Genomic DNA, 22112 nt, shown 5'->3' on the forward strand with positions numbered 1-22112 from the left:
CTAAACGACGTCTACCGTCAGCTAGTTGGCCAGCCAGATGTCCGGTCCGAAGACTTCGTAATGAATCTTCGTGGCAGGGATTCCGGCATTGATGGCTTCATTGCGAATGTGCTTCATGAACGGCAGCGGCCCGCACAGGTACAGCGAGGCGTCGGCCGGCAGGTCCACTTCGCGCAGTGACATGAAACCCGCATTGGACCCGGGCTGGGGTTCCTCCAGCCAGAGCTGGAGCTCGGCTCCATCCAGGCGCTCGACGTCGTCCGTCATCTGCCCGCGCAAGGCCCAACTGTCCAGATTGCTCTCCGCGTGCAGGACCAGGACCTGGCGGTCCGAGCCGGAGTCTGCGAGCCCGCGCAGGATGGATGCCGTGGGTGTGCAGCCGATGCCGGCGGAGGCGAGGACCACTGGGCCGTCGCCGTCCTTCAGCGTGATCTCGCCGTAGGGGTTGGAGATCTCCAGGACGTCGCCAACCTCTACGGTGTGGTGGAGCACAGGCGAGACCTCGCCGCCGTCGTCGATCTTGGTAGTGAAGCTTCGGCTGGTGCCGGCGTCGCCGGAAAGAGAGTACTGACGGACCTGGTGCAGGCCATCCGGGAGCGTGACCTTGACGCTGATGTACTGGCCAGGCAGTGCTTCGGTGATGGGGGTGTCGTCGGCCGGCTCAAGGCCGAAGGTCATGGATCCGGTCCCGGCGGGAGTCTTGGACGCGACCTTCCAAGGGCTCCACATCTTTCCATTGGCCTGCGCCGCGTAGAGTCCTTTTTCGATCTTGATGAGGGCGTCTGCCATGAGCCAGTAGACCTCTGTCCAGGCTTCGGCGATTTCAGGGGTGATGACGTCGGCGAGATCCTCTGCGATGGCGGCGAAGAGGTGCTCGTAGACCACTTGGTACTGCGGCTCGGTAATCCCGAGTGAGGCGTGGCGGTGCGCGATACGGGACAGCACTGTCTCCGGCAGGTTTCCCGGGTTACCGACCAGGTGGCTTGCGAAGGCGGCGATGCTTCCGGCAAGTGCTTGTTGCTGGTTGCCCGAGCGTTGGTTCGAACGGCTGAAGAGCCCATCGAGTAGTTCGGGGTGCGCAGCGAAGAGCCGGGCGTAGAACTTGGGGGTGATGTCGCCAATCCGGGAGCCGACGAGCGGCAGCGTGGCTTCGATGACGGGGAAGGACTTGTCCGAGAGCATGGGAACTCCTGTCGTTGTGGCCCGTGGGTTGCGAGCGGACCGGGATCAATACTCGCATTTGAAATGCGAGTATCTATAGGTAAGTTCTACACTCTGTAGAAGAATTTAGCTAATCGACAGGCTCGGAGACCTTCGGCGTGCGCAATAGCGTCGGCGCTTTCGCCTGGGCTTACAGCCCCGGGCGCAACCCGATCGCTTGGAAAGCCGGCTCCATCTGCCTTAGGTGAGGCAGGGAAGAGACGACGACGTCGTCCAGCTCGCGGTAGAAGGCTTCCTGCGCACGGGCCAGGGCACGGCGCAAGCCGCATTCGGTGATGAGCGGGCAGTCGCCGTTGGCGGTTTGGCACGCCGCGGGATCGGCCCTGGTATTCAGCTCCCGCAGGAGCTGGCCCACTGTGGCTTTCTGTCCGGCCACGCTGAGCCGGGATCCGCCGTTTCGGCCACGCTCGACGTCGATCAGGCCCAGTTCCCGCAACCGAACGATGGCCTTGCTGACGTGGTGGTAAGGGGTCCCCACCGCGTCTGCGATGTTTTGGGTCGTCAGGAGTTCACCTACGGGCGCGGACGACAGAACCAGAAGCGCGCGCAGGCTCACATCCGCGAAGGCATTGATCTTCATGCCAACAAGCTTACGGAGTCAGGTCTAGTCCACCCAGACGGCGCGTTCGTGTCCATCCGCTTCGGCAGCTCCGAACGTGCAGCCTTCCGCAGTCTGGACATATGGAACCACGGCTGCCATCAGCCCGCCGTTGCGATGTTCAGCCGCGGCGTGGATCCCGTCTGAGCCGTGTTCCGGAAGGATCACGTCGCTGGCCATGGCAACCGCGCGGTATCCGTCACGGCCTTGGCGGAGCAATTCGAGGATGTCGGCCAGCATGGACCCCGTGTCGACGTTTCCTTCGTCGTCCGGCTCTCCGGGTGTAACAAAGACGAGTCGGAGTTCGTCGTCGTCCGCAAGGGTGACTGCGAAAGGCATGAAACCCCCGTTTTGTTCAAGGTGTTCCTGCGCTGTTGCCAGGGCGGTTCCAAGGGTTTCGCGGACTTCACGGAGTTCGCGCTCCTGGGGACTTTCAATGCCGTCGATCTGGGGGTTCATGCTTTCCATATTGCTCGTCGGGATGGCCGGTTAAACGCGGACCAGCGCAAGGACGCGGTCGCGGATCTTTTCCATGGTGGCCACGTCCTTCGCCTCTGCGTTCAGTCGCAGGAACGGCTCAGTGTTGGACGGGCGAAGGTTGAACCACCAGGTGCCGTCCTTCGCGGTGAAGGTGCTGCCATCCATGGTGTCGACCTCGGCGTCTTCGCTCTCAAAATCGGCGCGAACGCGCTCAATGGCTCCCGCCTTGTCCTCGATTTCGGAATTGATTTCGCCGGAAGAGACGTACGGTTCGTACTGACGGCCAAGTTCGGACAGCGGGCCGTCCTGCTCGCCCAGTGCCGCGAGCACGTGCATGGCCGCGAGCATGCCGGTATCTGCATTCCAAAAATCGCGGAAGTAGAAATGCGCAGAGTGCTCGCCGCCGAAGACGGCACCTTCCTCAGCCATGACGGCTTTGATGAACGAGTGCCCCACACGGGTACGGACGGCGCGGCCGCCATCCGTGGCCACGAGCTCCGGGACAGCCCGCGAGGTCAGCAAGTTGTGGATGATCACCGGCGTCTCTTCACCCGCGGCCTGGGCGCGCGCGATTTCGCGGCGCGCAACCATGCCAGTGATGGCGGAGGGGGACACAGGTTCGCCCTTCTCGTCGATCACGAAGCAACGGTCGGCGTCGCCGTCGAAAGCCAGGCCGATGTCCGCGCCGTGTTCGATCACCGCGGCTTGCAGATCGCGCAGATTTTCAGGTTCAAGCGGATTGGCCGGGTGGTTCGGGAAGGAGCCATCCAGCTCAAAGTACAGGGGGATGATCTCGAACGGCAGGGCAGGAAGCAGTTCGTTACCGAGCACGGCAGGAGTGGTCAGTCCAGCCATCCCGTTTCCGGCGTCGACGACGATCTTCAACGGACGGGAGCCTTTGAGGTCAACCAGGCTGCGCAAGTACTCGGAGTAGTCCTTCAGGACATCGCGGGTGCTGATCTTGCCTTGCACATCCGCAGCCGGGATGTTGCCTTCGTTGAGGTATTTCTCGGCCAGAGCCTGGATTTCCTTGAGGCCCGATTCCGAGGAGATCGGTTGGGCTCCGGCCTTGGACATTTTGATGCCGTTGTATTCAGCCGGGTTGTGGCTCGCGGTGAATGTAGCGCCGGCAGCATTGAGGGCACCGCAAGCGTAATAAAGCTCGTCGGTGGAAATGAGGTCCAGCAGCTGGACGTTGGCACCGCGGCGGGCAGCCCCGTCCGCAAACGCGTTTATGAATTCCGGGGAGGACGGGCGCATGTCGCCGCCCACCAGTACAGTCTCGCCCGCGAGTCCCAGAGTGTCGACGAACGCTGCGCCGACAGACTCCACGATGTGGGACGTGATGGATTCACCGACGATCCCCCGGACGTCATAAGCCTTGAAGGAAGCCGAGAGGTCGAATGTCTTGTTCTGCTCGCTAGTCACGCGCTCAATCTTACTGTGGACCGTCGTCCGCACTACGCCAGCACCCGGCTATGTGGAAAACCTTTGTCCACATAGATGAAGTCCTGGGTTCTGGCTGTCCGCCGGTGCTGGAATACTGAAGCCATGCCCAACAACCCGGATGCTGCCCTCCTCGCAGCGGAACAGTCCACCACCCGACTGCAGGCCCTTGAGGTACTGAGGGAGCTTGTCGGAAACGCGGACGCCCGATTCCACGACGGCCAGTACGAGGCGATCGAGGCCCTCGTCGACGCCGGACGGCGCGCCTTGGTGGTGCAACGGACTGGCTGGGGCAAGTCGGCCGTGTACTTCGTCTCGTCCTTGTTGCTGAGGCGTCGGGGCGCCGGGCCTACGCTCATCGTTTCGCCGCTACTCGCACTCATGCGGGACCAGGTGGCGGCAGCCGCACGTGCTGGCGTGCGCGCCGTGGCGATCAATTCCGCAAATCAGCTCGAGTGGGACAACGTTCGCGAGCAACTGGCTGCGGATGAGGTCGATGTTCTCTTGGTTTCACCGGAGCGGCTCACCAATCCTTCGTTCCGCGAGAACCAGCTTCCCGAGCTCATCCGCCGTACCGGCCTCCTCGTGATTGACGAGGCACACTGTATTTCGGACTGGGGCCACGATTTCCGCCCCGATTACCGGCGTATCTCCGATCTCATCGAGCAACTGCCGGGAAGCGTCCCGGTGCTGGCGACCACAGCCACGGCCAACTCCCGGGTAGTCCATGACATCGAGGAGCAACTTGGGGCGGGTGTGCTCACCATCCGCGGGACACTTGGCCGTGAGTCCCTGCGTCTGGGCGTTCTGAAGCTCGCAGACTCAAGGGACCGCCTGGGCTGGTTGCTGACCCATCTGGCCGACATGCCAGGCAGCGGAATCATCTATACCCTGACCGTTGCCGCAGCGGAGGACACCGCCCGGCTGCTCTCCGAGGCGGGCCACGACGTCCTGTCCTACACCGGCCGCACCGACCCCGCCGACCGTGAACGGGCTGAACAACTCCTTAAGGACAACCAGGTGAAGGCGCTCGTGGCCACCTCGGCGCTTGGCATGGGATTCGACAAACCGGATCTCGGTTTCGTCATCCACCTTGGTGCCCCGTCGTCACCGGTTGCTTACTACCAGCAAGTGGGCCGCGCAGGGCGTGGAGCAGCCAATGCCGATGTGCTCCTTCTGCCCGGATCCGAGGACCGGGAGATTTGGCAGTACTTTGCCACGGCTTCCATGCCGTCCGAGGAAAAGGCTGCCGCCGTCCTCAACGTCTTGGCCGAGTCCGGCACGGCCCTATCCACTGTGGCTCTCGAAGCGAGGGTGGACTTGCGCCGGACGCCCTTGGAACTCCTACTGAAGGTCCTCGCGGTTGACGGTGCCGTGGAGCGCGTGGGTGGCGGCTGGAGGTCTACGGGACACCCGTGGATCTACGACGCCGAGCGTTACGCCCGCATCGCCGAGGCGCGGGTGGACGAGCAGGACTCCATGGTGATCTACCAGGACACGGCTGGATGCCGCATGGAGTACATCACCGCCGTCCTGGACGACGAGTCGGCACGTGCATGCGGTCGCTGTGACAATTGCGCTGGCACGTGGTTCCCAGCAGACGTGGCAGCAGCAGCCGCCGACGTCGCGGGGCAGACCCTCAGGCGAGCGGGACTTGCCCTGGAACCACGGCTTCAATGGCCCAGCGGCATGGACCGGCTGGGCGTTGCCGTGAAGGGCAAGATGAAGCCCGACGAGCTGCTGGCCGAAGGCCGCGTTCTGGCGCGACTGACCGACCTCGGATGGGGAGGCGCCCTCCGTGAACTCTTTGCCTCCGGCGCAGCTGACCGGGATGTCGAGCCTGCCATGCTGCAGGCGTGCGTGCAGGTGTTGCGGGAATGGGCCGCAGGGGACGGCCGATCTGCAGGATGGAGCGGCCAAGGACGGCCTGCCGCCGTGGTGAGCGTCCCGTCCAGGAACAAGCCTGCGCTTGTCGAATCATTGGCCCGCGGTATAGCCGGCATCGGCCAGATGCCGTATCTGGGTTCCCTCCAGCTCCAGCACGGTGGGCCCACCGGCGGGAGGGGTGGCAACAGTGCCTACCGGCTGGCCGGCGTGTGGGACCGCCTCGTTGTAGGTCCGGAACTCGGGCAGGATCTCGCGGCCCTAGGCGGGCAAGGCATCCTCCTGGTCGACGATCTTGCGGACAGCCGCTGGACCATGACGGTTGCGGGGCGCGTCCTCAGGCAAGCCGGAGCGGGATCGGTGTTGCCTCTCGTCCTCGGTCAAGCAGCTTGAGCGGCGCGGCACCGGACGTCCAGTCCGAGTCCCAATGGCAGCCGCGGCTCGCACTGCTTGTTGCCGCCACTTTCTTCATGGAGTTCCTGGACGGCACAGTCCTCACCACAGCCATGCCGAGCATCGCCGCTGATTTCAAAGTGGCTTCGGCCGATGTCAACGTCACGATGACTGCCTACTTGGTGACCGTGGCCATGGGAATTCCGTTGAGCAGCTGGCTCGCAGAACGATTCGGGGCACGGCGAATTTTCTGCCTGGCGATCGCGGTGTTCACTGTCGCGTCGCTGTTGTGCGCGGTGAGCCAAGACCTCACTTGGCTGACCCTCAGCCGGGTGGCTCAGGGGGCCGGCGGGGCAATGATGGTGCCTGTAGGAACCCTTGTAGTGCTGCGGGGTACGCCCAAGTCGGAGCTCCTCCGCGCCACTGCGTTCCTGGTTTGGCCCGGCTTGCTGGCTCCCGTTCTGGCGCCCCTCGTGGGCGGAGCCTTCACCACGTATCTTTCGTGGCACTGGATCTTCCTCATCAACGTTCCGCTGGGGCTTGCCGCTTTCATTGCAGCCCTGAGGCTGGTTCCGCACACGGGAGGCAATGCGGGCAGGCGGCTCGATTGGCTTGGGCTCGCGCTGACTACCTTCGGTGTCGGATCACTTGTGATGGGGCTGGAAGGAGTTGGTGGTCATGGCGCGGGCGTGGTCCCCGCGGTCGTGCTGTTGGCTGGAGCGTTGGCTTTGGCCGGGGCGGGTTGGTGGATGCTCAAGGCCAAGGCTCCGCTCTTCGACCTCCGTGTTTTCGCCACCCGCACGTTCCGGGCCACCTCCACCGGAGGGTTCGTTTATCGGCTGACCATCAGCTCTGTGCCTTTTCTCCTGCCGCTTTTATTTCAAGACGGTTTTGGCTGGGATCCGCTCAAGTCCGGGGCCATGGTGGCTGCCGTCTTCATTGGCAACATCGGCATCAAGCCCGCTACGACCCCCATCATCCGCGTGTTCGGCTTCAAACCGGTGCTGGTTTTCGCGTCCTTTGCCTCAGCCGTCACTTTTGCCGCGTGTGCCATGCTCACCCCCGAAACTCCCGAACCTTTGATCTTTGCCTTGCTGCTGGCGAGCGGCGCCTTCCGTTCGATCGGCTTCTCGGCCTACGCATCCGTTCAGTATGCAGACATTGTTCCGGGGGAGCTTCCCTCGGCCAACGCGGTTTCAGCCACGCTTGTGCAACTGGCCGCTGGTGCCGGCATTGCGGTAGGTGCGCTCTTCCTGCGCCTTTTCGATCATGTTTCGTTCTTCGGTGGCGGCCCTTCCTCGGCGTACCGGGGGGCCTTCCTCGCCATGGCCGCCGCAATGCTCTTGAGCACCGTGGACAGCCTCACGCTGCACAGGCACGCCGGAGCCGAAGTCAGCCGCAGTGCAGTGAGCAAAGCCGAGAAGCGCCGAGCCAGCTAGGGGCGCGCGGAGAAGCCAAAGACGCCGGAACCTCCATCGCGGGACTTTGGTGTCTCTGGATCTCGGCGTCATCGGGGGGGCACATCGCCGATCACTCCGACGTTGAAACTGTCTGAGCCATTGGATCTCGACGGGGTGCGCAAATTCATCAGTCCGCCTAGTTAGACCTCATACAAGAATGTCAGTCCTCCCGATTAGCCTGCGATTGTTTATGAGTTTGCTGTGCGGTATGGAGGTCCTTGGCCGGCCGGATGGCATTAGTTATTGGGGTTGATCATGTTTTCTGCATCTGTAACGGCCATCGGCCAAAGCCTTCAACTGCGGTTGGCGAGTATCTATCTTTTTCTGGTCTCAGTCCTTGGGATTGCAACCGTTTGGGGAAGCAACCCAGAGGGTGCCAAATCACCTGTTTTGGAACTGAGTAGCTGGTGGTCTATCACCACAGGCCAATCTGCAACCTGGTTGCTGAACGCGCAAGACTGGATCAATCAGCGAAGTGAGTTCTTTTCCGGGCTGTCGTGGGTGGTTGTGATCGCCGCTGCCCTCGTACTGGTAGGTCAAGGATGGCGAGCAGTCAGCACTCTCACCGCACCAACGTTGGTTCTTGGTGTCGCGCTTGGCTCAACAGTCGGCGTCCACTTCTTTTGGCAGCTTGGTGTAGCTGCCGGTATCTTCATTGTCGGATTTGTCCTTCGACGACGCATTGATCGTCATGGAAACGTTGACAGCAACGATTTTGGTGGCGTCGTTATCGGGGTTGCTATGGCATTCGCCTATGCCCCGCTCCTCATTCTCAGGTGGTTGACCGGCGATGCAGGATCAGAGCAAGAAATGCTCAAACGTCGCCAAGTCGCTGCCTTGGAGAAGATCGCCAAGCGCCTTCCGAACAACAGTGGACCAAGCGGGGCAAGGACTATCTAACCCCCGTGTCCGCGCTGAGGACCCCGGGAACGCAAAAAGGCCCCGGTCCGAAGACCGGGGCCAAAAAGCGGAGACGGGGGGATTTGAACCCCCGGTGGAGTTGTGCCCCACACTTCATTAGCAGTGAAGCCCATTCGGCCGCTCTGGCACGTCTCCAGTTGCTATTGCTAGCCAACCAAGGATACGCAGAACTGGGCACCCAGTGCAAAACGGGGGAGCCGAGGAACGGCGGGCGAGGATCTTAGGCGACCGTCACTGCCCCGCGCCCTGCTTGCCGGCAAGTGCCCGCCAGAGGAAGTGCTGGCTGCGCGCCTGGAGCGAGGCCGCTTGGCGGTTGTCCGAAGCGCCCGCGTGACCGCCTTCAAGTGCTTCGTGGAACCACACGTTGGGGATTCCCATCGCCTGCATCCGGGCGGCCATCTTCCGGGCTTGGACCGGGCCCACACGGTCGTCGGAAGTGGCGGTCCAGATGAACGTCTCCGGGTAGTCCACGCCGTCACGCAACAGGTGGTACGGAGAGAAGGTGCGGATGAATTCCCATTGCTCCGGGACGTCGGGATCGCCGTACTCGGCAATCCAGGAGTAGCCGGCAGCAAGCTTGGTGTAGCGGCGCATGTCCAGCAATGGGACACCGCAGGAGACCGCTCCGAACAGCTCCGGATACTGGGTCAGCATGTTGCCCACCAGCAACCCGCCGTTGGATCCGCCCACGCAGCCGAGCCGGCGCGGACTGGTGACGCCGCGAGAGATGAGGTCCCGCGCAACCGCGGCGAAGTCCTCGAACGCGCGGTGCCTTTTTTCCTGCAAGGCGGCACGGTGCCAGGCTGGGCCATACTCGCCGCCACCGCGGATGTTTGCCACGACGTAGACGCCGCCTCGGGAATGTGCCGAGGAGCCATCGTCGGATTGGATGCTTTCAGTTCGGCGTTCCAGCCAGGCGCGCCCAATGGTGCCGCTGTAGGCCGGGGTTCTGGAGATCTCGAAGCCACCGTAGCCCGAAAGCTGCGTGGGGTTTTCGCCGTCGAGGTCCAGATCTTTGGACGCCACTTGGAAGTAGGGCACCCGCGTGCCGTCTGTCGAGGTGGCGAAGTGCTGCTGGACCTCGTAGTCCGCCTCGTTGAAGAACGACGGCGATGACTTCACCACGGCGTGCGCGCTGGACACCCCGCCGTCGTGGCCAGCGTCGAGGCTGTAGGTGGCGATGCCGGGGGACAGCGTGCCGCGCGTGAGCGTGGTGGGAGTGGTGAAGCCCGTTGCCACGAGCCAGTAGTCGTTGCCGGCATCGTCGCCTTCCGCCTCGTCCTCGTCGTCCACCGCGTAGGCGTTCACATCGTGCAGCGGCGGGCAGGCATCGAGCAGGGTCACCGCCCACCCGCCGGCGGAGTCCTTTCGGGCAGGATCGAGCACCCTGATCTCGGAGGAGACATCGTGCAGCAGGTTCAAGAGCAGGTAGTCCCGTGTCCAACTCCAGGACTGCAGGGAGGTGTGCGAGTCCGGGGTGAAAAGCACAGTGAAGTCGCGTGCCCCGGACAGATAGCCCTCGAAGTCGGCAGCAAGCAGCGAGCCCGCCGGGTACGTTGCATCGCCAACGTTCCAGTCCTGCCGCGGACGGAACATGAGCCATTCGCGGTGGGAACTGAGGTTCACGTCGGTGGGGACGTCAATGGCAAACCACGCGTCGTCACGCAGCACGGAGGTGGTTCGGTTGAAGAAGTCGATCCAGTCCACGGCGAAAGTGCGTTCGAAGCCCGGAGTGGAGTCGTGGGCGACGAGCGCCATCATGTGGTCTTCGGGGACCTCGAAGATCCGCTCGGCTTCAGTCAGGGTTTGGCCGCGCCGGAGCTTCACGCCGGTCCTCGCGTAGGAGGAACTGGTTTGCGGCAGGCCGTCCGCGGTTGTGGATACCAGCAGCGTATCGGCGTCCAGCCAGGACACGTTGCCCTTCGCGGTCGGAAGGTCGAAGCCGCCTGCGGCAGGGTCCACGAAGGTGCGGGTCTCGACGTCGAACTCGCGGTGGCGGTTGGCGTCACCGCCGTCGGGGGATAGGGCGATGATGGCGAGGCGGTGCGGTTCGCCCTCGGCCGGGCGCAGGAAGTTGGCGCCGTGGAATACCCATTCTTCGCCCTCGGCCGCGGCCAGCGCATCGATGTCCAGAAGCACGTCCCATTCGGGCGCGTCGCCGAGGTAGCTCTCCCACGTGGTCCGGCGCCAGAGACCCTTCGGGTTCTGCCGGTCCTTCCAGAAGTTGTAGTAGTGCTCGCCCCGCTTGTTGACCATGGCGATCTTGTCCGCGGAGTCCAGGACTTCCAGGATTCCGGCTTCCAGGGTGGCGTACTCGGCGTCGTCGAGCAAGTCTTCAGTGCGGGCATTTTGCTCCCGCACCCAGGCCAGCTGTTGTTCGCCATGAACGTCTTCGAGCCAGATATTCTCGTCGACAGGTTCGGAGGCGGTTGCTGTTCCCTGGGCAGTTTCGTTGTCGGGCGCGGGCGCTTGATCAGCTGCTGTGGTGGTCATCCCTCATCCTAGAGCGACTGTCTGAGAAGGAAGCAAGTCACAAGAAGTTAGGCTTGGGCGTGGGTAAATCGCAGAACATTCGGGTGGGGCTGATCGGGGCAGGTCCTCGCGGCACCAGTGTGCTTGAGCGTTTGCTCGCCAATTGGGCCGCGACGGAAACGGAAGCCCGTTCCCTGCATATCGACGTCGTAGACCCCTATCCGGCCGGTCCAGGACACGTCTGGCAGCCCGAACAGTCCCGCCTATACCTCATGAACACGCAGTCGTTCTACCCCACCCTGATTCCCGAGGACGAGCAGCTCGCGCCGCCCTTGGCCGGGGGATCTTTCGAACAATGGCGCGCGAAGCAGCGTTCCGCCGGCGCCGGACTGAGTGCCGAGGAACAGGCCGAACTTGCCGCCCTCGCCTCCCACGACTTTCCCAGCCGTGCCCTCTACGGACGGTATTTGCGCTCAACGTTGGAGGAACTGCTGGAACGCGTCCCTGCCGGCGTCGAGATCGCCTTCCACAGGTGCCACGCCGTGGCGGCGCGTCCCCTGCCGGGCGGCCCCGCGGGCGGAAGGTTCGACGTCGAACTCGACGACGGCGGTCGCCTCACCGTTGATTCCCTCGTCCTTTCGCTGGGTCACCTCGAGTCCCGGCTCAACCCGGAACAGCGTTCGTTCAGGGAGGCAGCGGCGGAGCTCGGTCTGCTGTACTTCCCGCCGGCCGCTCCTGCCGACGTCGACTGGGCCTTGGTTCCGGACAAAGAGACGGTCCTGGTAAGGGGCATGGGCCTGAACTTCTTTGACGTCATGGGCCAGTTGACGGAAGGCCGCGGCGGACAGTTCGTGGCGGCTGGCGACGGTCTCCCCGGGAAGCTCAAATACTTGCCCTCGGGCCGGGAACCGAAGATCATCGCGGCATCCAGGCGTGGCACTCCGTACCGGGCCAAGGCCGGCTTGGACGGCTACTACCCGAAGTCGGTGCGCTTGCGGTACTTGACGGAAAGCGCCATAGAGCGCTTCGCCGCGGCGGGAATCCAACCTGGCTTCGACCACGATCTCTGGCCTCTCCTGCATCGCGATGCCTTGTGGGCTTATTACTCCACCTTGGTTGTCGCGGAACCCGTGGCCGTTCCCGAATCGACGGAATTCCTGGCCGCCCTCGAGGACCTTTTGCAGCCGCATGCGCATGCCACCGGGCGGTGGGAAAACCAGGTTGCAGAGCTGGTTGCCACCCATGTTGCAGCGTCGCGCCGCCTTGACCTTCTGGGCCTCGCGGCGCCATTGGCCGCGCGTTCCTTTGCGTCCAGGAAGGAACTCGACGCGGCCGTCGTGGACTATCTGGACGACGACGCCCGCCGCTCCGCGCTCGGAGAGGCGGATCCCGTGAAGATGGCCATCGGTGCCTTGCATACAGGGAGGGCCGTCCTAAAGAGTGCCGTGGCCGACGGCGGCATCACCGACGAATCGTGGGTGGGCGAACTTCGGGGCTGGTTCGAGTCCTTCGTCGAGGGACTCGCGAGCGGGCCGCCAGCCCTCCGCGCCGAACAGTTGGCCGCTCTGGCACGCGCCGGCGTCGTGAGTTTCGTGGGGCCGGATCCACGATTCAACGTTGACCGTGGCAGGGGCGTCTTCCGTGCGGTATCAGCCTGGGTGCACGATGACGCCGCGGAAGCAAGGACACTGATTGAGGCCATGTCCCCGGCGAACAGGGTGGGCTCGAGTCTCTCTCCGTTCCTGCGGCAGTTGCTCGCCGACGGGTTGGTGAGGCCCAAGGTGATGATGTCGGCCGAAGGAATACCGGTGCAGACCTCCGGGCTGGATGTCGAGCCGCACCCCTATCGTCTGGTTGGCGCGAACGGTTCCTTGACTCCCGGGATGTACGCCCTGGGCCTGCAGCTTTCCTCCGCCCAATGGGGGACCGCAATCGCCGCCGAAGCCCGGCCTTCCGACGGTCGCGCCTACCGCAGCGGCCAGCGGACCCTCCGCGATGCGGACGAAATCGCCAGGGACATGCTCGGCCTACCCCCGCAAAAATGAGCATGTTCCATCACGAATGAGCATGCTCCCCGCCCGATCCTGCGAGTGGACATAATCCCATTATGTCCACTCGCCGAGGCCGGGGGAGAGCATGCTCATTCGTGATGGTGAGGGTTTATGAAGCCTGGTTTTCGATGAGCTTGAAGATCGCACCCGTTGGATCGGTCAGGGTGGCCGTGCGGCCGTAGGGAGTGTCCTCAGCCGCCTGGACGATGGTAGCGCCCATGGAGACCGCCTGCTCGATAGTGGTATCGACCTTGTCCACAGCGAAATAGACGCCCCAGTAGGACGGCACCTCGGCCGGGAGGAAACCCGAGGCATCCATGATGCCTGCCTTGGAGTCGTCGCCCGCGCCGAGCGTGGTGTAACGGAACTCAGGGGTATCGCCCACGACGGTGGTTTCCCAGCCGAAGACGTTCTGGTAGAAGGAAACAGCAGAATCGTATTCCTTGGCGAAGAGCTCGTGCCAAGCGGGTGCGCCCGATTCGGCAGCGAGCTCGTAGCCCTTCATCTCGCCGAACTGCCAGGCGCCAATGGCTGCTCCGGAGGGATCCCCGTACATTGCCATGGTTCCCTGGTCCGGAACTTCCATGGGTTCCATGTAGACCTGGCCACCGTTGGCTACGGCCGCTTCAGTGGTGGCCTTGATGTCGTCAGTGCGCAGGTAGGTTGACCAGACATCGGGCATCTGGGCCATGTCTTCCTGCTTCTGCATGATTCCGGCCACCATCTTGCCGTCCTTCGAAGCCGTGATGTAGCCGCCGTACTTTTCCTGGTCCCCGGTCTCGTAGGTCCAGCCGAAGAGCGTGTTGTAGAAGGACTTTGCCTTCTCCGGGTCCGAGGTCATCAGGTCGATCCAGCAAGGTGCGCCGGGGGTGATGTCAGGCGTAGGCATGTTTGCTCCTGTGTTGTTCCCGTGGCTGTTGCCGCGGTTTCGTGAGTGGGTGGTGGAGACAAACAGAACCCTATGCGGGGCCCCTGACGGTTTCAATGCCTTTGCGGGGTCCTAGCCCATGACGAGCATCAAAATGAAGTAGATCGCCCCGCCGACCACCGAGTAAATGGCGAACGGCGTCAGGGTGCGCGTTTCAAAGAAACGAAGGAGGAACTTAGTAGCGAACCACGCGGCGACACCTGCGCACAGCGCGCCCACCAGGAACACGCCGCGCTCGTCGGCCATGGCCGGGGTGAAGAGTTCAGGAAGCTTGAGCACGGCGGCAGCGCCGATGATGGGGGTTGCGAGGAGGAAACTGAAGCGTGCGGCATTTTCGTTGTTCAATCCGGACAACAAACCGCCGGCCATCGAGGCGCCGGAACGGGAGATGCCCGGGATCAGGGCAGCTGCTTGCGCGGAGCCGATTCCCAGGGCGCGTTTCCACGACAGGGTGGCGATTTCGGCGTCGGAAGCAGTTGCAGTCACCGGTTGCGCTGCAGCGCGGCGGCTGTCCCGGGTCCGCAGGCGTTCCGCCGCAAAAAGGACAAGCCCGTTAACCACCAAGAATGCCGCCGCGATCAGAGGGGAACCAAAGAGGTTCCGGATCGGCTTTTCCAAAACCAGGCCGATAATTCCGGCCGGCACGGTTCCAACCACCAGGAGCCAGCCGAGCTTCGCGTAGGTATCCGACGGCGCAATCTTCCTGTCCCGGATGGAACGGCCAAGCCCCTTGGCGATTTCAATCCAGTCCCGGAGGAAGAAGAAGAACAGCACAATTGCTGTAGCCAAATGGGTGGCGATGAGGAAATTCAGGAACTCCGGAGCTTTCTGGTCCAGGCCCCAACCGAATAGTTTGGGCAAAATTACGCTATGGCCGAGGCTGGAAATCGGGAAGAGCTCGGTGATTCCCTGCAGCAGGCCCATGACGACGGCCTGGATCATATTAATCATAGGTTCGATCCTAGCCAGTACCGGTTACGGTGAGGTGAACGTTTGCTGGGAGTGACCACTGCGCTCGCGGGATCCGTGGCTAGTATCGACGAATGACCCAAGAACGATGGCGGCAGGTTTCCGAATGGCCGATGGTGGCGGCAGCAGTGCTGTTTCTGGTGGCCTACTCGTTCCAAGTAATCGCCAACCTCAACGAGTCCCAATCCTCCATCGTTGACACCATCATCTGGGTCACGTGGCTGGTGTTTGCCCTGGACTACGCCATGTGCCTCCTGTTGGCCCGGCGTCGCGCCCAATGGTTTATACGGAACCTCCACGAGTTGTTGATACTTGCACTCCCGGTTCTGCGACCGTTGAGGCTATTGCGGTTGGTCACACTGTTGAAGTTGCTCCATCGCACTGCCGGGAACGCCATGCGTGGTCGCATTCTCACCTTCGTTCTCGGCTCCGCAGCCCTCCTGACGTACTGCGGTGCGCTCGCAGTGCTTGACGCGGAAGAGAACGCTGCGGGCGCCAACATCACCAACTTTGGCGATGCGATCTGGTGGGCGATGGTCACCATCACCACCGTCGGCTATGGGGACCACTATCCGGTGACGATTGTGGGCCGCTGCGTTGCGGGAGGTCTGATGGTCTGCGGGATCGCCGTCCTCGGCGTCGTCACTGCCTCCGTTGCGTCCTGGCTGGTCGAACAGGTTTCCTCCGGGGCGGCCGCCGCCGCGACGGTGGCCGAGGAGCCAATGAAGCAGGAGATTCGCCGGCTGGCCGAGCAGGTAGAGCGCCTGACAGCTCTCCTGGAAAACGCCGACGGCGAACCACTGGGCGGCGTGGTCGGAACCCGTAGTGACCACTCGCCGTCCCCGTAGCTCGCCGTCGAGGTGCGTTCTTAGTCCTCGCTTCCGCGGACGGGGATGCTCGCGGAAGAAATGAGCACGCCGCCCTTTTCCTCGTTGGTGGCGGGGCGGATCTGGCCGCGTTCGGGGACGAAGGTGATGGCCTCGTCTTTCTGGTCCGGGGCGTTGACGAAGGAGCGGAAGCGGCGCAGTCGCTCGGGATCCTTGAGCGTCGCGGCCCACTCGTCCTCGTAGTTTTCGACGTGGGTGGCGATGGCCGCCTCGAGCTCGTCGGCGATGCCGAGCGAGTCCTCGACGACGACCTGCCGCACGTGCTCAAGGCCGCCTTCGAGTTCTTCCTGCCAGCGCGCGGTGCGCTGGAGCCGGTCCGCGGTGCGGATGTAGTACATGAAGTAGCGGTCGATGTATTTGATGAGCGTCTCGTCGTCGAGCCCGCCCGCGAGGAGCTGGGCATGAGCGGGGGTCGCGCCGCCGTTGCCGCCAACGTAGAGGTTCCAACCGTCAGAGGTGGCGATCACGCCGACGTCCTTGCCGCGGGCTTCGGCGCATTCGCGGGCGCAGCCGGAGACGCCGAGCTTGAGCTTGTGGGGGCTGCGCAGGCCGCGGTAGCGCAGCTCGAGCTTGATCGCCATCCCGACCGAGTCGAGCACTCCGTATCGGCACCACGTGGAGCCGACGCAGGATTTCACGGTGCGCAGGCTCTTGCCGTAGGCCTGTCCGGACTCCATGCCGGCCTCGACGAGTTCCTTCCAGATCTCCGGGAGCTGTTCGAGGCGGGCGCCGAACATGTCGATGCGTTGACCGCCCGTGATCTTGGTGTAGAGCCCATACTTCTTCGCGACGGAGCCGATGACTACGAGCTTGTCCGGCGTGATCTCACCGCCCGGGATGCGGGGGACCACGGAGTAGGTGCCGTCCTTTTGCATGTTGGCCAGGGCGCGGTCGTTGGTGTCCTGGAGGGTGCCCCGGCCCGCGCCGAGCACATACTCGCTGTTCTGCGAGGCCAGGATCGAAGCGATGGTGGGTTTGCAGATGTCACAGCCGGCGCCGGTGCCGTATTTGGCCAGGATGTCCTCGAAGGAGGTCAGTTCCAGGACCCGGATGGCGTCGAAGAGTTCCTGGCGGGAGAGGCTGAAGTGCTCGCAGAGGGCCTTGGAGACCTCGATGCCGGATTTCTTCAGTTCCCCTTCGAGGAGTTTCTTGAGCATGGGCACGCAGGAGCCGCACTGGGTGCCGGCCCGCGAACAGGCTTTCAGTTCGCCGAGCTCCCGGACCGGGGCGTTGCCTTCGCAGGAGCCGCAGCCGTTGATGGCGTCCCGGATGGACCCGGCGGGCACGTTGTTGCACGAGCACAGGATCGCGTCGTCGGGCAGCTCGGTCTCGGGGGCTTCCCCGCCCCCGGCGGCGGTGAGGTAGGCGCCGGGTTCGGCGGGCAGTTCGCGGCCGAGCATGGGGCGCAGGCTCATGTAGGGGGTGGCGTCGCCGACGAAGATGCCGCCGAGCAGGGTCTTGGCGTCGTCGGTGGTGACGATCTTCTGGTACACGCCCCGGGCCGGGTCCGCGTACACGATTTCCAGGGAGTGTTCGGTCCTGGCGAACGCGTCCCCGAAGCTGGCCACGTCCACGCCGGAGAGCTTGAGCTTGGTGGCGGTGTCGAAGCCGGGGAAGGTCGCCTTTCCGCCGTGCAGCCGGTCGGCCACGATCTCGGCCATCGTGTTCGCCGGCGCCACGAGCCCCAGGCACATCCCGTCGAAGTTCGCCACCTCACCGATGGCAAAGATCCCGGGAATCTCGGTTTCGCAACCGTCGGAAATGACGACACCACCGCGCTGGCCAAGGGAGAAGACCTGCTCCTCACCCTCCGCGGCACGGAACAGTTCATCGCGCGGCCTGACGCCGATTGCGACGATCACGATGTCGGCGTCGATGATGCGCCCGTCGGCCATGAGGACTCCGGTGACCTGGCCGTCGTCGTCGGACAACACTTCGGAAGGGAACACGCCGCCGTGGATCTCGAAGCCCTTGTCCTTGATGAGGCGGCCCAGTGCTTGGCCGGCGCCTTCATCGAGCTGTGTGGCCATCAGCCACGATGCGCCGTCGATGACGATCGGGGTGGCGCCCAACTGCTCCGTGCCGGCGGCCGATTCGAGGCCGAGGAGACCACCGCCGATGGTGACGGCCTTGACCTTGCGACCCAGTTTCTTCGTGAGCTGGGTAATGGCTTCGTTGATGGCCCAGACGTCTTCGAGCGTGCGGTAAACGTGCGTGTGCTCGGCACCGGGGATCGGCAGGCGGGCGGCGTTTGAACCCGTCGCTACCACGAGGGCGTCGTAGGCGTAGCTGTTGCCGGCCGCGGTTTCCACCGACTTGGCTTCGGTGTTGATCCTGACCACTCGCTCGCCTGTGCGCAAGTCCAAGGCATCGTGGTCCCACATCGAGGCCTGGCCGAGCGTGAGGTCGTGGTCCACATCGATGAGGGCCTTGCTCAGTGTGACCCGGTCATACGGGAGGTGCGCCTCCTCGGTCAGGACCGTGACGTGCCAGCCCTCGAGACCGCGGGTGTGCATGGCGTCGGCGAATCGGTGGGCCGCAGGGCCTCCACCGGCGACCACAATTCGGTGCGTGTCTGAAGGTGAAGTGTGTCCGGTCACTGGCGGCCTTTCGCATGTGCCGCAGAACCGTCATCCGCGACTTGTCACCTCAGACTACGGACGGGCAGTTTCGCATCAGTTTCCCTTTTGTTTCAGAAGCTTAACCTTCGCATCACGGTGAGGATTGAGGCGAAGTGAGGTCTCCTTTACGAACAGGACACATTGACTGCATTCCGGCGAAACATGACCGGCCTACCGTGAAGATGTGGCCGTAAACGGCCCCGTGCCGATGGCGGAATTCGATCCGCGGGATCGGCAGGCTAAGCGATAGGGGCTAAAATGACCGCAATTCTGGATCGGGAAAACCTAATGGACACGCCGACGGCGTCCGGCTGGCACCGCGTCTGCGCAATCGACGAGCTCGAACCGGCTTGGGGAGAAGCTGCCTTGGTCGGAGGCAAGCAAGTAGCACTGTTCCGCACCACACCGAACGAAGTCCTGGCGGTATCCCAGCAGGACCCCGCAACACTCTCCAACGTCATGGCACGCGGCATCGTCGGTTCCCGGGGCAGCCGTCCAACAATCGCCTCGCCGCTTCACAAAGAGGTCTACGACCTCGAAACCGGCGAATGCTTCACCAACCCGGAACTGCGGCTCGCGAGCTACGCCACCCGTCTGGTGGACGGATACATTGAGGTGGCCGTCTAAGCTGTCAGCGCTCGACGCCGATTCTGGCCGGTTCCGCTCTCGGAACCGGCCACTGGCGTTCTCGGCGGCGCGAAGCCAGCAACGCGAAGTCGGCAACCCGCCGCTTTAACGCAAAGAGGCCGGCCATGGAATCCAAAGATTCGCATGGACCGGCCCCTCAGTTGCGCGATCGTCCCGCCACGCGGAAGGTAAGGGATTTGAACCCTTGGTGCGGGGTTACCGCACACTGGTTTTCAAGACCAGCTCCTTAGGCCGCTCGGACAACCTTCCCTGCCTAGTAGTGTTTCATAGGGAGTTGGCTGCGCCAAAAACCCGACGCCGCGATTAACCCAATTAAGGTGTCCTCAAGGCCAACTCAGCTGAGCAAGGAATCGGGAGCACGTATGAAAGCCGTCTACATCTCTGAACCGGGCGGGCCCGAGGTTCTCGAGGTCCGTGAGGTCCCGCCGCCGGTTCCTGGCCCGGGCGAGGTTCTCATCGACGTCGTTGCCGCCGGCCTCAATAGGGCCGATGTCCAGCAGCGCCGCGGTTTCTATGCGCCGCCGCCGGGAGCCTCCGAGATTCCCGGCCTTGAGGTGTCCGGCAGGATTGCCGCCTTCGGGCCCGATGTGAGCAAGCCGTTCTCCGTGGGCGACAAGGTGGTGGCTCTGCTTGCGGGTGGCGGCTACGCGCAGAAAGTTGCGGTCCCGGCCGAGCAGGTTCTGCGATTGCCCGACGGCGTGGATCTGGTCACCGCCGCGGCCTTGCCTGAAGTGGCTGCCACGGTGTTCTCGAACCTCATCATGACTGCCCAGCTGCAAGCCGGTGAGACGGTACTCATACACGGCGCCACGGGCGGCATCGGCACCATGGCCATCCAACTCGCCAAAGCGTACGGTGCCACAGTCGCGGCCACGGCCGGCACGGCCGAAAAGGTCGGCACCGCTAAAGCTTTTCTCGGAGCCGACATCGCCATCAACTATGCGGAAGAAGATTTCGCAGTAAGCCTCAAGGCACAAAACGGCGGCAAAGGCGCGGACGTGATTCTCGACGTCGTGGGTGCCAAATACTTGCAGCAAAACGTGGAAGCACTCGCGGACTACGGTCGGTTGGTGGTGATCGGGCTGCAGGGTGGCGTGAAGGGCGAACTCAACCTCGGCCAGTTGCTCAGCAAGCGCGCGGCAATCATCGGCACGTCGCTGCGTCCGCGTCCCGTGGCGGAAAAAGGCGTCATCATGAACGCCGTCCGCGAGTCGGTGTGGCCGATGCTGGCCGACGGCCGGATCAGGCCATTCGTGGCCAAGTCGTTCCCCCTGGAGCAGGTCCGCGAAGCCCACGAGTACTTTGATTCCGGCGAGCACATGGGCAAAGTGCTGCTGCTGCTCTAAGCCCGCCAAACCGGCCGCAGGAAGGAAGGCAATGTCCATCCGGTACAGCATCCTGGCATTGCTCCAGGAGCAGCCCCGCTACGGCTACCAGCTTCGCGTGGCCTTCGAAGAACGCACAGGGGCAGTCTGGCCCCTGAACATCGGCCAGGTGTACACAACGCTGAACCGGCTGGAGCGGGACGCTTTGGTTCGCAGGAACGGCGACGACGGCCAGGGGCACGTGCTCTACAGCATCACCGACGCCGGGGCCGCCGAGATCCGCCGATGGTTCGCAACCGCGGTGGATCGGGGAGTTCCGCCGAGGAACGAGTTGGCCATCAAACTGGCTCTGGCCGTCACAACGGCGGGCACTGACCCCACCGCGCTCATCCAGGCCCAACGTGAGATTTCCTTGCGGGAGCTGCAGGAGCACACCCAGGCCCGCAAGGAGGTTGCCGCCAACCAGCGGGTAACGGATACGGCCAGGCTGCTCGTCCTGGATTCCCTGGTCTTCCATGCCGAGGCGGAGGTTCGCTGGCTGGATCTCTGTGAGGCCAGGCTGGTCCAGCAGGCCAACGGCGCCGGCAACGGCATGGCGGGAACCTTTCGCGGCGCGGGAACGCCCACCGCTTAGACTGCTCCGAAGGGGGTGCTGGTATGGCAACATTCACGAATGCTGACCTCCGAATCCGGCTGCTCGGTCCCGATGACGGCCACGCGCTGATCCGCCTCGGGGTGACGGACAATTTGTTCGACGAGGATCCCTCAGTTGAGCCGTCAGGCGCGTTGGCGTACGACGCCGCCCGCTCCTTTTTGGGCGACCCCACAGTGCTGTTCTGGCTGGCTGAGCTCGGTGGCGAGACAGTTGGTTTCCTTCACTGTTGCATCCAGCGCCGCCGCACTGCAGGCCCATGGGCGGAACTTCTCCTCATGGAAATGGGTACTCACGCGGATTGGCGTCGCCGCGGTATCGGCCGGTCCCTCCTGGCCGTCATGGAGGAGTGGATGCAGGGACATGGGGTGGAGGAAGTCTGGGTCCCGGCCAACGTCTATGCCACGGGTTTCTATGAAAAATGTGGTTTCGCTAAGGACGAAGGCGAAATACTCGTCAAGGCTCTGGGCTGAGTTGCGGCCCATGAGAGTATGAACGCATGAGCGATCAGGACGACACTCAATCCAGTGGCGAGAGCTTTGACGACATCCCGGTGGAGGGCACAACCTTGGACGCTGGCACGGCGGAGAGCACATCGGAAGCTGGCCCGAAGGCCAACGGGAAGCCTGGCGTCAAGAAGGGCAGCACGCTGCAGGACCTCGTCGACGAGCCCGCCAAAGTCATGCGGATCGGCACCATGATCCGCCAGCTCCTTGAAGAAGTGAAGAGCGCCCCCTTGGACGAGGCAGCGCGGGGACGCCTTGCCGAGATCCACGAACGCTCCATCAAGGAGCTCGAAGAAGGCCTCGCTCCGGAACTTGTGGAGGAGCTGGAACGCATCAGCCTCCCCTTCCCTGAACACACGACTCCGTCCGACGCGGAACTCCGGATCGCACAGGCACAGCTGGTCGGTTGGCTCGAAGGGCTGTTCCACGGAATCCAGACCGCTATTGCGGCCCAGCAGGCGGCCCGGGAGCACGCTGTTGCCCAGCTGCAGCTTCGCCAACTTCCGCCAGGCACCATGATCGCCCCGGGCGTCGTTATTGGCGAGAACGGTGAGCCGCAGCGTGCTCACCTTCCAGGCAAGGAACCTGAACCCGGCAAACCAGCTCGCGTTGAAGACCCGGACCATGGTCCGGGCCAATACCTCTGAGCA

18 protein-coding genes and 2 tRNA genes are annotated in these 22112 nt (G+C 63.5%); 10 read left to right on the forward strand and 10 right to left on the reverse strand.

Annotated features, from left to right (window positions below):
• Nucleotides 1-21 precede the first annotated feature (21 nt).
• From LFT43_RS02690 to LFT43_RS02705, 4 genes are all read right to left on the reverse strand, one after another.
• A complete protein-coding gene (locus tag LFT43_RS02690) occupies nucleotides 22-1182 on the reverse strand; it encodes a globin domain-containing protein (RefSeq protein ID WP_395801009.1) in 1161 nt (386 codons plus the stop codon).
• 169 nt (nucleotides 1183-1351) lie between these two features.
• The gene (locus tag LFT43_RS02695) at nucleotides 1352-1801 is read right to left on the reverse strand and encodes an RrF2 family transcriptional regulator (RefSeq protein ID WP_395801011.1); all 450 of its coding nucleotides are present in this window, start codon (nucleotides 1799-1801) and stop codon (nucleotides 1352-1354) included.
• 24 nt (nucleotides 1802-1825) lie between these two features.
• The gene (locus LFT43_RS02700) at nucleotides 1826-2278 is read right to left on the reverse strand and encodes a hypothetical protein (protein WP_395801013.1); all 453 of its coding nucleotides are present in this window, start codon (nucleotides 2276-2278) and stop codon (nucleotides 1826-1828) included.
• Nucleotides 2279-2308: 30 nt separating this feature from the next.
• Nucleotides 2309-3727: a phosphomannomutase/phosphoglucomutase gene (locus LFT43_RS02705; RefSeq protein ID WP_395801016.1), complete on the reverse strand. Its 1419-nt coding sequence runs from the start codon at nucleotides 3725-3727 to the stop codon at nucleotides 2309-2311.
• A 123-nt stretch (nucleotides 3728-3850) separates the two neighbouring features.
• Between LFT43_RS02705 and LFT43_RS02710 the strand changes: the two genes are divergently transcribed.
• The 3 genes from LFT43_RS02710 (at nucleotide 3851) to LFT43_RS02720 (ending at nucleotide 8382) form a co-directional block, all read left to right on the forward strand.
• Nucleotides 3851-6022 carry a RecQ family ATP-dependent DNA helicase gene (locus LFT43_RS02710; RefSeq protein WP_395801018.1) on the forward strand — a complete coding sequence of 724 codons (2172 nt, stop codon included), beginning with the start codon at nucleotides 3851-3853 and terminating at the stop codon, nucleotides 6020-6022.
• Nucleotides 6019-7461 carry an MFS transporter gene (locus LFT43_RS02715; protein ID WP_395801020.1) on the forward strand — a complete coding sequence of 481 codons (1443 nt, stop codon included), beginning with the start codon at nucleotides 6019-6021 and terminating at the stop codon, nucleotides 7459-7461. The genes LFT43_RS02710 and LFT43_RS02715 overlap by 4 nt, the downstream gene beginning before the upstream one ends.
• A 276-nt stretch (nucleotides 7462-7737) precedes the next feature.
• Entirely contained in the window at nucleotides 7738-8382 is a 645-nt protein-coding gene (locus LFT43_RS02720) for a hypothetical protein (RefSeq protein ID WP_395801022.1), read from the forward strand.
• 68 nt (nucleotides 8383-8450) lie between these two features.
• Here LFT43_RS02720 and LFT43_RS02725 read toward each other — a convergent pair.
• A tRNA-Ser gene (locus tag LFT43_RS02725) sits at nucleotides 8451-8538 on the reverse strand.
• Nucleotides 8539-8634: 96 nt separating this feature from the next.
• Entirely contained in the window at nucleotides 8635-10896 is a 2262-nt protein-coding gene (locus tag LFT43_RS02730) for a prolyl oligopeptidase family protein (protein ID WP_395801024.1), read from the reverse strand.
• Nucleotides 10897-10955: 59 nt separating this feature from the next.
• Between LFT43_RS02730 and LFT43_RS02735 the strand changes: the two genes are divergently transcribed.
• Nucleotides 10956-12920 (forward strand): FAD/NAD(P)-binding protein, encoded by a 1965-nt coding sequence (locus tag LFT43_RS02735; RefSeq protein WP_395801027.1) that lies wholly within the window; start codon nucleotides 10956-10958, stop codon nucleotides 12918-12920.
• Nucleotides 12921-13035: 115 nt separating this feature from the next.
• On the opposite strand, the gene LFT43_RS02740 is transcribed toward LFT43_RS02735, so the two are convergent.
• A complete protein-coding gene (locus LFT43_RS02740) occupies nucleotides 13036-13815 on the reverse strand; it encodes a VOC family protein (protein WP_395801029.1) in 780 nt (259 codons plus the stop codon).
• Nucleotides 13816-13926: 111 nt separating this feature from the next.
• Nucleotides 13927-14805, reverse strand: a complete 879-nt coding sequence (locus tag LFT43_RS02745) for an undecaprenyl-diphosphate phosphatase (RefSeq protein ID WP_395801031.1) — start codon at nucleotides 14803-14805, stop codon at nucleotides 13927-13929.
• A 92-nt stretch (nucleotides 14806-14897) separates the two neighbouring features.
• Between LFT43_RS02745 and LFT43_RS02750 the strand changes: the two genes are divergently transcribed.
• Nucleotides 14898-15671, forward strand: coding sequence for a potassium channel family protein (locus LFT43_RS02750; RefSeq protein ID WP_395801033.1), 774 nt, complete (start codon nucleotides 14898-14900; stop codon nucleotides 15669-15671).
• Between the two features lie 20 nt (nucleotides 15672-15691).
• On the opposite strand, the gene nirB is transcribed toward LFT43_RS02750, so the two are convergent.
• Nucleotides 15692-18310: a nitrite reductase large subunit NirB gene (gene nirB / locus LFT43_RS02755; protein WP_395801035.1), complete on the reverse strand. Its 2619-nt coding sequence runs from the start codon at nucleotides 18308-18310 to the stop codon at nucleotides 15692-15694.
• A gap of 279 nt (nucleotides 18311-18589) precedes the next feature.
• Between nirB and nirD the strand changes: the two genes are divergently transcribed.
• A complete protein-coding gene (gene nirD / locus LFT43_RS02760; protein WP_395801037.1) occupies nucleotides 18590-18958 on the forward strand; it encodes a nitrite reductase small subunit NirD in 369 nt (122 codons plus the stop codon).
• Between the two features lie 182 nt (nucleotides 18959-19140).
• Here nirD and LFT43_RS02765 read toward each other — a convergent pair.
• A tRNA-Ser gene (locus LFT43_RS02765) sits at nucleotides 19141-19228 on the reverse strand.
• 113 nt (nucleotides 19229-19341) lie between these two features.
• On the opposite strand from LFT43_RS02765, the gene LFT43_RS02770 reads away from it, so the two are divergent.
• From LFT43_RS02770 to LFT43_RS02785, 4 genes are read left to right on the forward strand one after another with little or no spacing between them, the layout of a single operon-like run.
• Nucleotides 19342-20325 carry an NAD(P)H-quinone oxidoreductase gene (locus LFT43_RS02770; RefSeq protein ID WP_395801039.1) on the forward strand — a complete coding sequence of 328 codons (984 nt, stop codon included), beginning with the start codon at nucleotides 19342-19344 and terminating at the stop codon, nucleotides 20323-20325.
• Between the two features lie 31 nt (nucleotides 20326-20356).
• The gene (locus LFT43_RS02775; protein ID WP_395801041.1) at nucleotides 20357-20938 is read left to right on the forward strand and encodes a PadR family transcriptional regulator; all 582 of its coding nucleotides are present in this window, start codon (nucleotides 20357-20359) and stop codon (nucleotides 20936-20938) included.
• Nucleotides 20939-20961: 23 nt separating this feature from the next.
• Nucleotides 20962-21429, forward strand: a complete 468-nt coding sequence (locus LFT43_RS02780) for a GNAT family N-acetyltransferase (protein WP_395801043.1) — start codon at nucleotides 20962-20964, stop codon at nucleotides 21427-21429.
• Nucleotides 21430-21455: 26 nt separating this feature from the next.
• Complete coding sequence (locus LFT43_RS02785; protein ID WP_395801044.1) at nucleotides 21456-22109, forward strand: bacterial proteasome activator family protein; 654 nt, start codon at nucleotides 21456-21458, stop codon at nucleotides 22107-22109.
• The last annotated feature ends 3 nt before the right edge of the window (nucleotides 22110-22112 follow it).

This window comes from Arthrobacter sp. FW306-04-A, from assembly GCF_044358315.1.
Classification (GTDB): domain Bacteria; phylum Actinomycetota; class Actinomycetes; order Actinomycetales; family Micrococcaceae; genus Arthrobacter.

Coding starts and splice junctions, on each gene's coding strand:
- LFT43_RS02690 (WP_395801009.1), bottom strand. CDS start 1,182: ATGCTCTCGGACAAGTCCTTCCCCGTCATCGAAGCCACGCTGCCGCTC.
- LFT43_RS02695 (WP_395801011.1), bottom strand. CDS start 1,801: ATGAAGATCAATGCCTTCGCGGATGTGAGCCTGCGCGCGCTTCTGGTT.
- LFT43_RS02700 (WP_395801013.1), bottom strand. CDS start 2,278: ATGAACCCCCAGATCGACGGCATTGAAAGTCCCCAGGAGCGCGAACTC.
- LFT43_RS02710 (WP_395801018.1), top strand. CDS start 3,851: ATGCCCAACAACCCGGATGCTGCCCTCCTCGCAGCGGAACAGTCCACC.
- LFT43_RS02720 (WP_395801022.1), top strand. CDS start 7,738: ATGTTTTCTGCATCTGTAACGGCCATCGGCCAAAGCCTTCAACTGCGG.
- LFT43_RS02730 (WP_395801024.1), bottom strand. CDS start 10,896: ATGACCACCACAGCAGCTGATCAAGCGCCCGCGCCCGACAACGAAACT.
- LFT43_RS02740 (WP_395801029.1), bottom strand. CDS start 13,815: ATGCCTACGCCTGACATCACCCCCGGCGCACCTTGCTGGATCGACCTG.
- LFT43_RS02745 (WP_395801031.1), bottom strand. CDS start 14,805: ATGATTAATATGATCCAGGCCGTCGTCATGGGCCTGCTGCAGGGAATC.
- LFT43_RS02750 (WP_395801033.1), top strand. CDS start 14,898: ATGACCCAAGAACGATGGCGGCAGGTTTCCGAATGGCCGATGGTGGCG.
- nirD (WP_395801037.1), top strand. CDS start 18,590: ATGACCGCAATTCTGGATCGGGAAAACCTAATGGACACGCCGACGGCG.
- LFT43_RS02770 (WP_395801039.1), top strand. CDS start 19,342: ATGAAAGCCGTCTACATCTCTGAACCGGGCGGGCCCGAGGTTCTCGAG.
- LFT43_RS02775 (WP_395801041.1), top strand. CDS start 20,357: ATGTCCATCCGGTACAGCATCCTGGCATTGCTCCAGGAGCAGCCCCGC.
- LFT43_RS02780 (WP_395801043.1), top strand. CDS start 20,962: ATGGCAACATTCACGAATGCTGACCTCCGAATCCGGCTGCTCGGTCCC.
- LFT43_RS02785 (WP_395801044.1), top strand. CDS start 21,456: ATGAGCGATCAGGACGACACTCAATCCAGTGGCGAGAGCTTTGACGAC.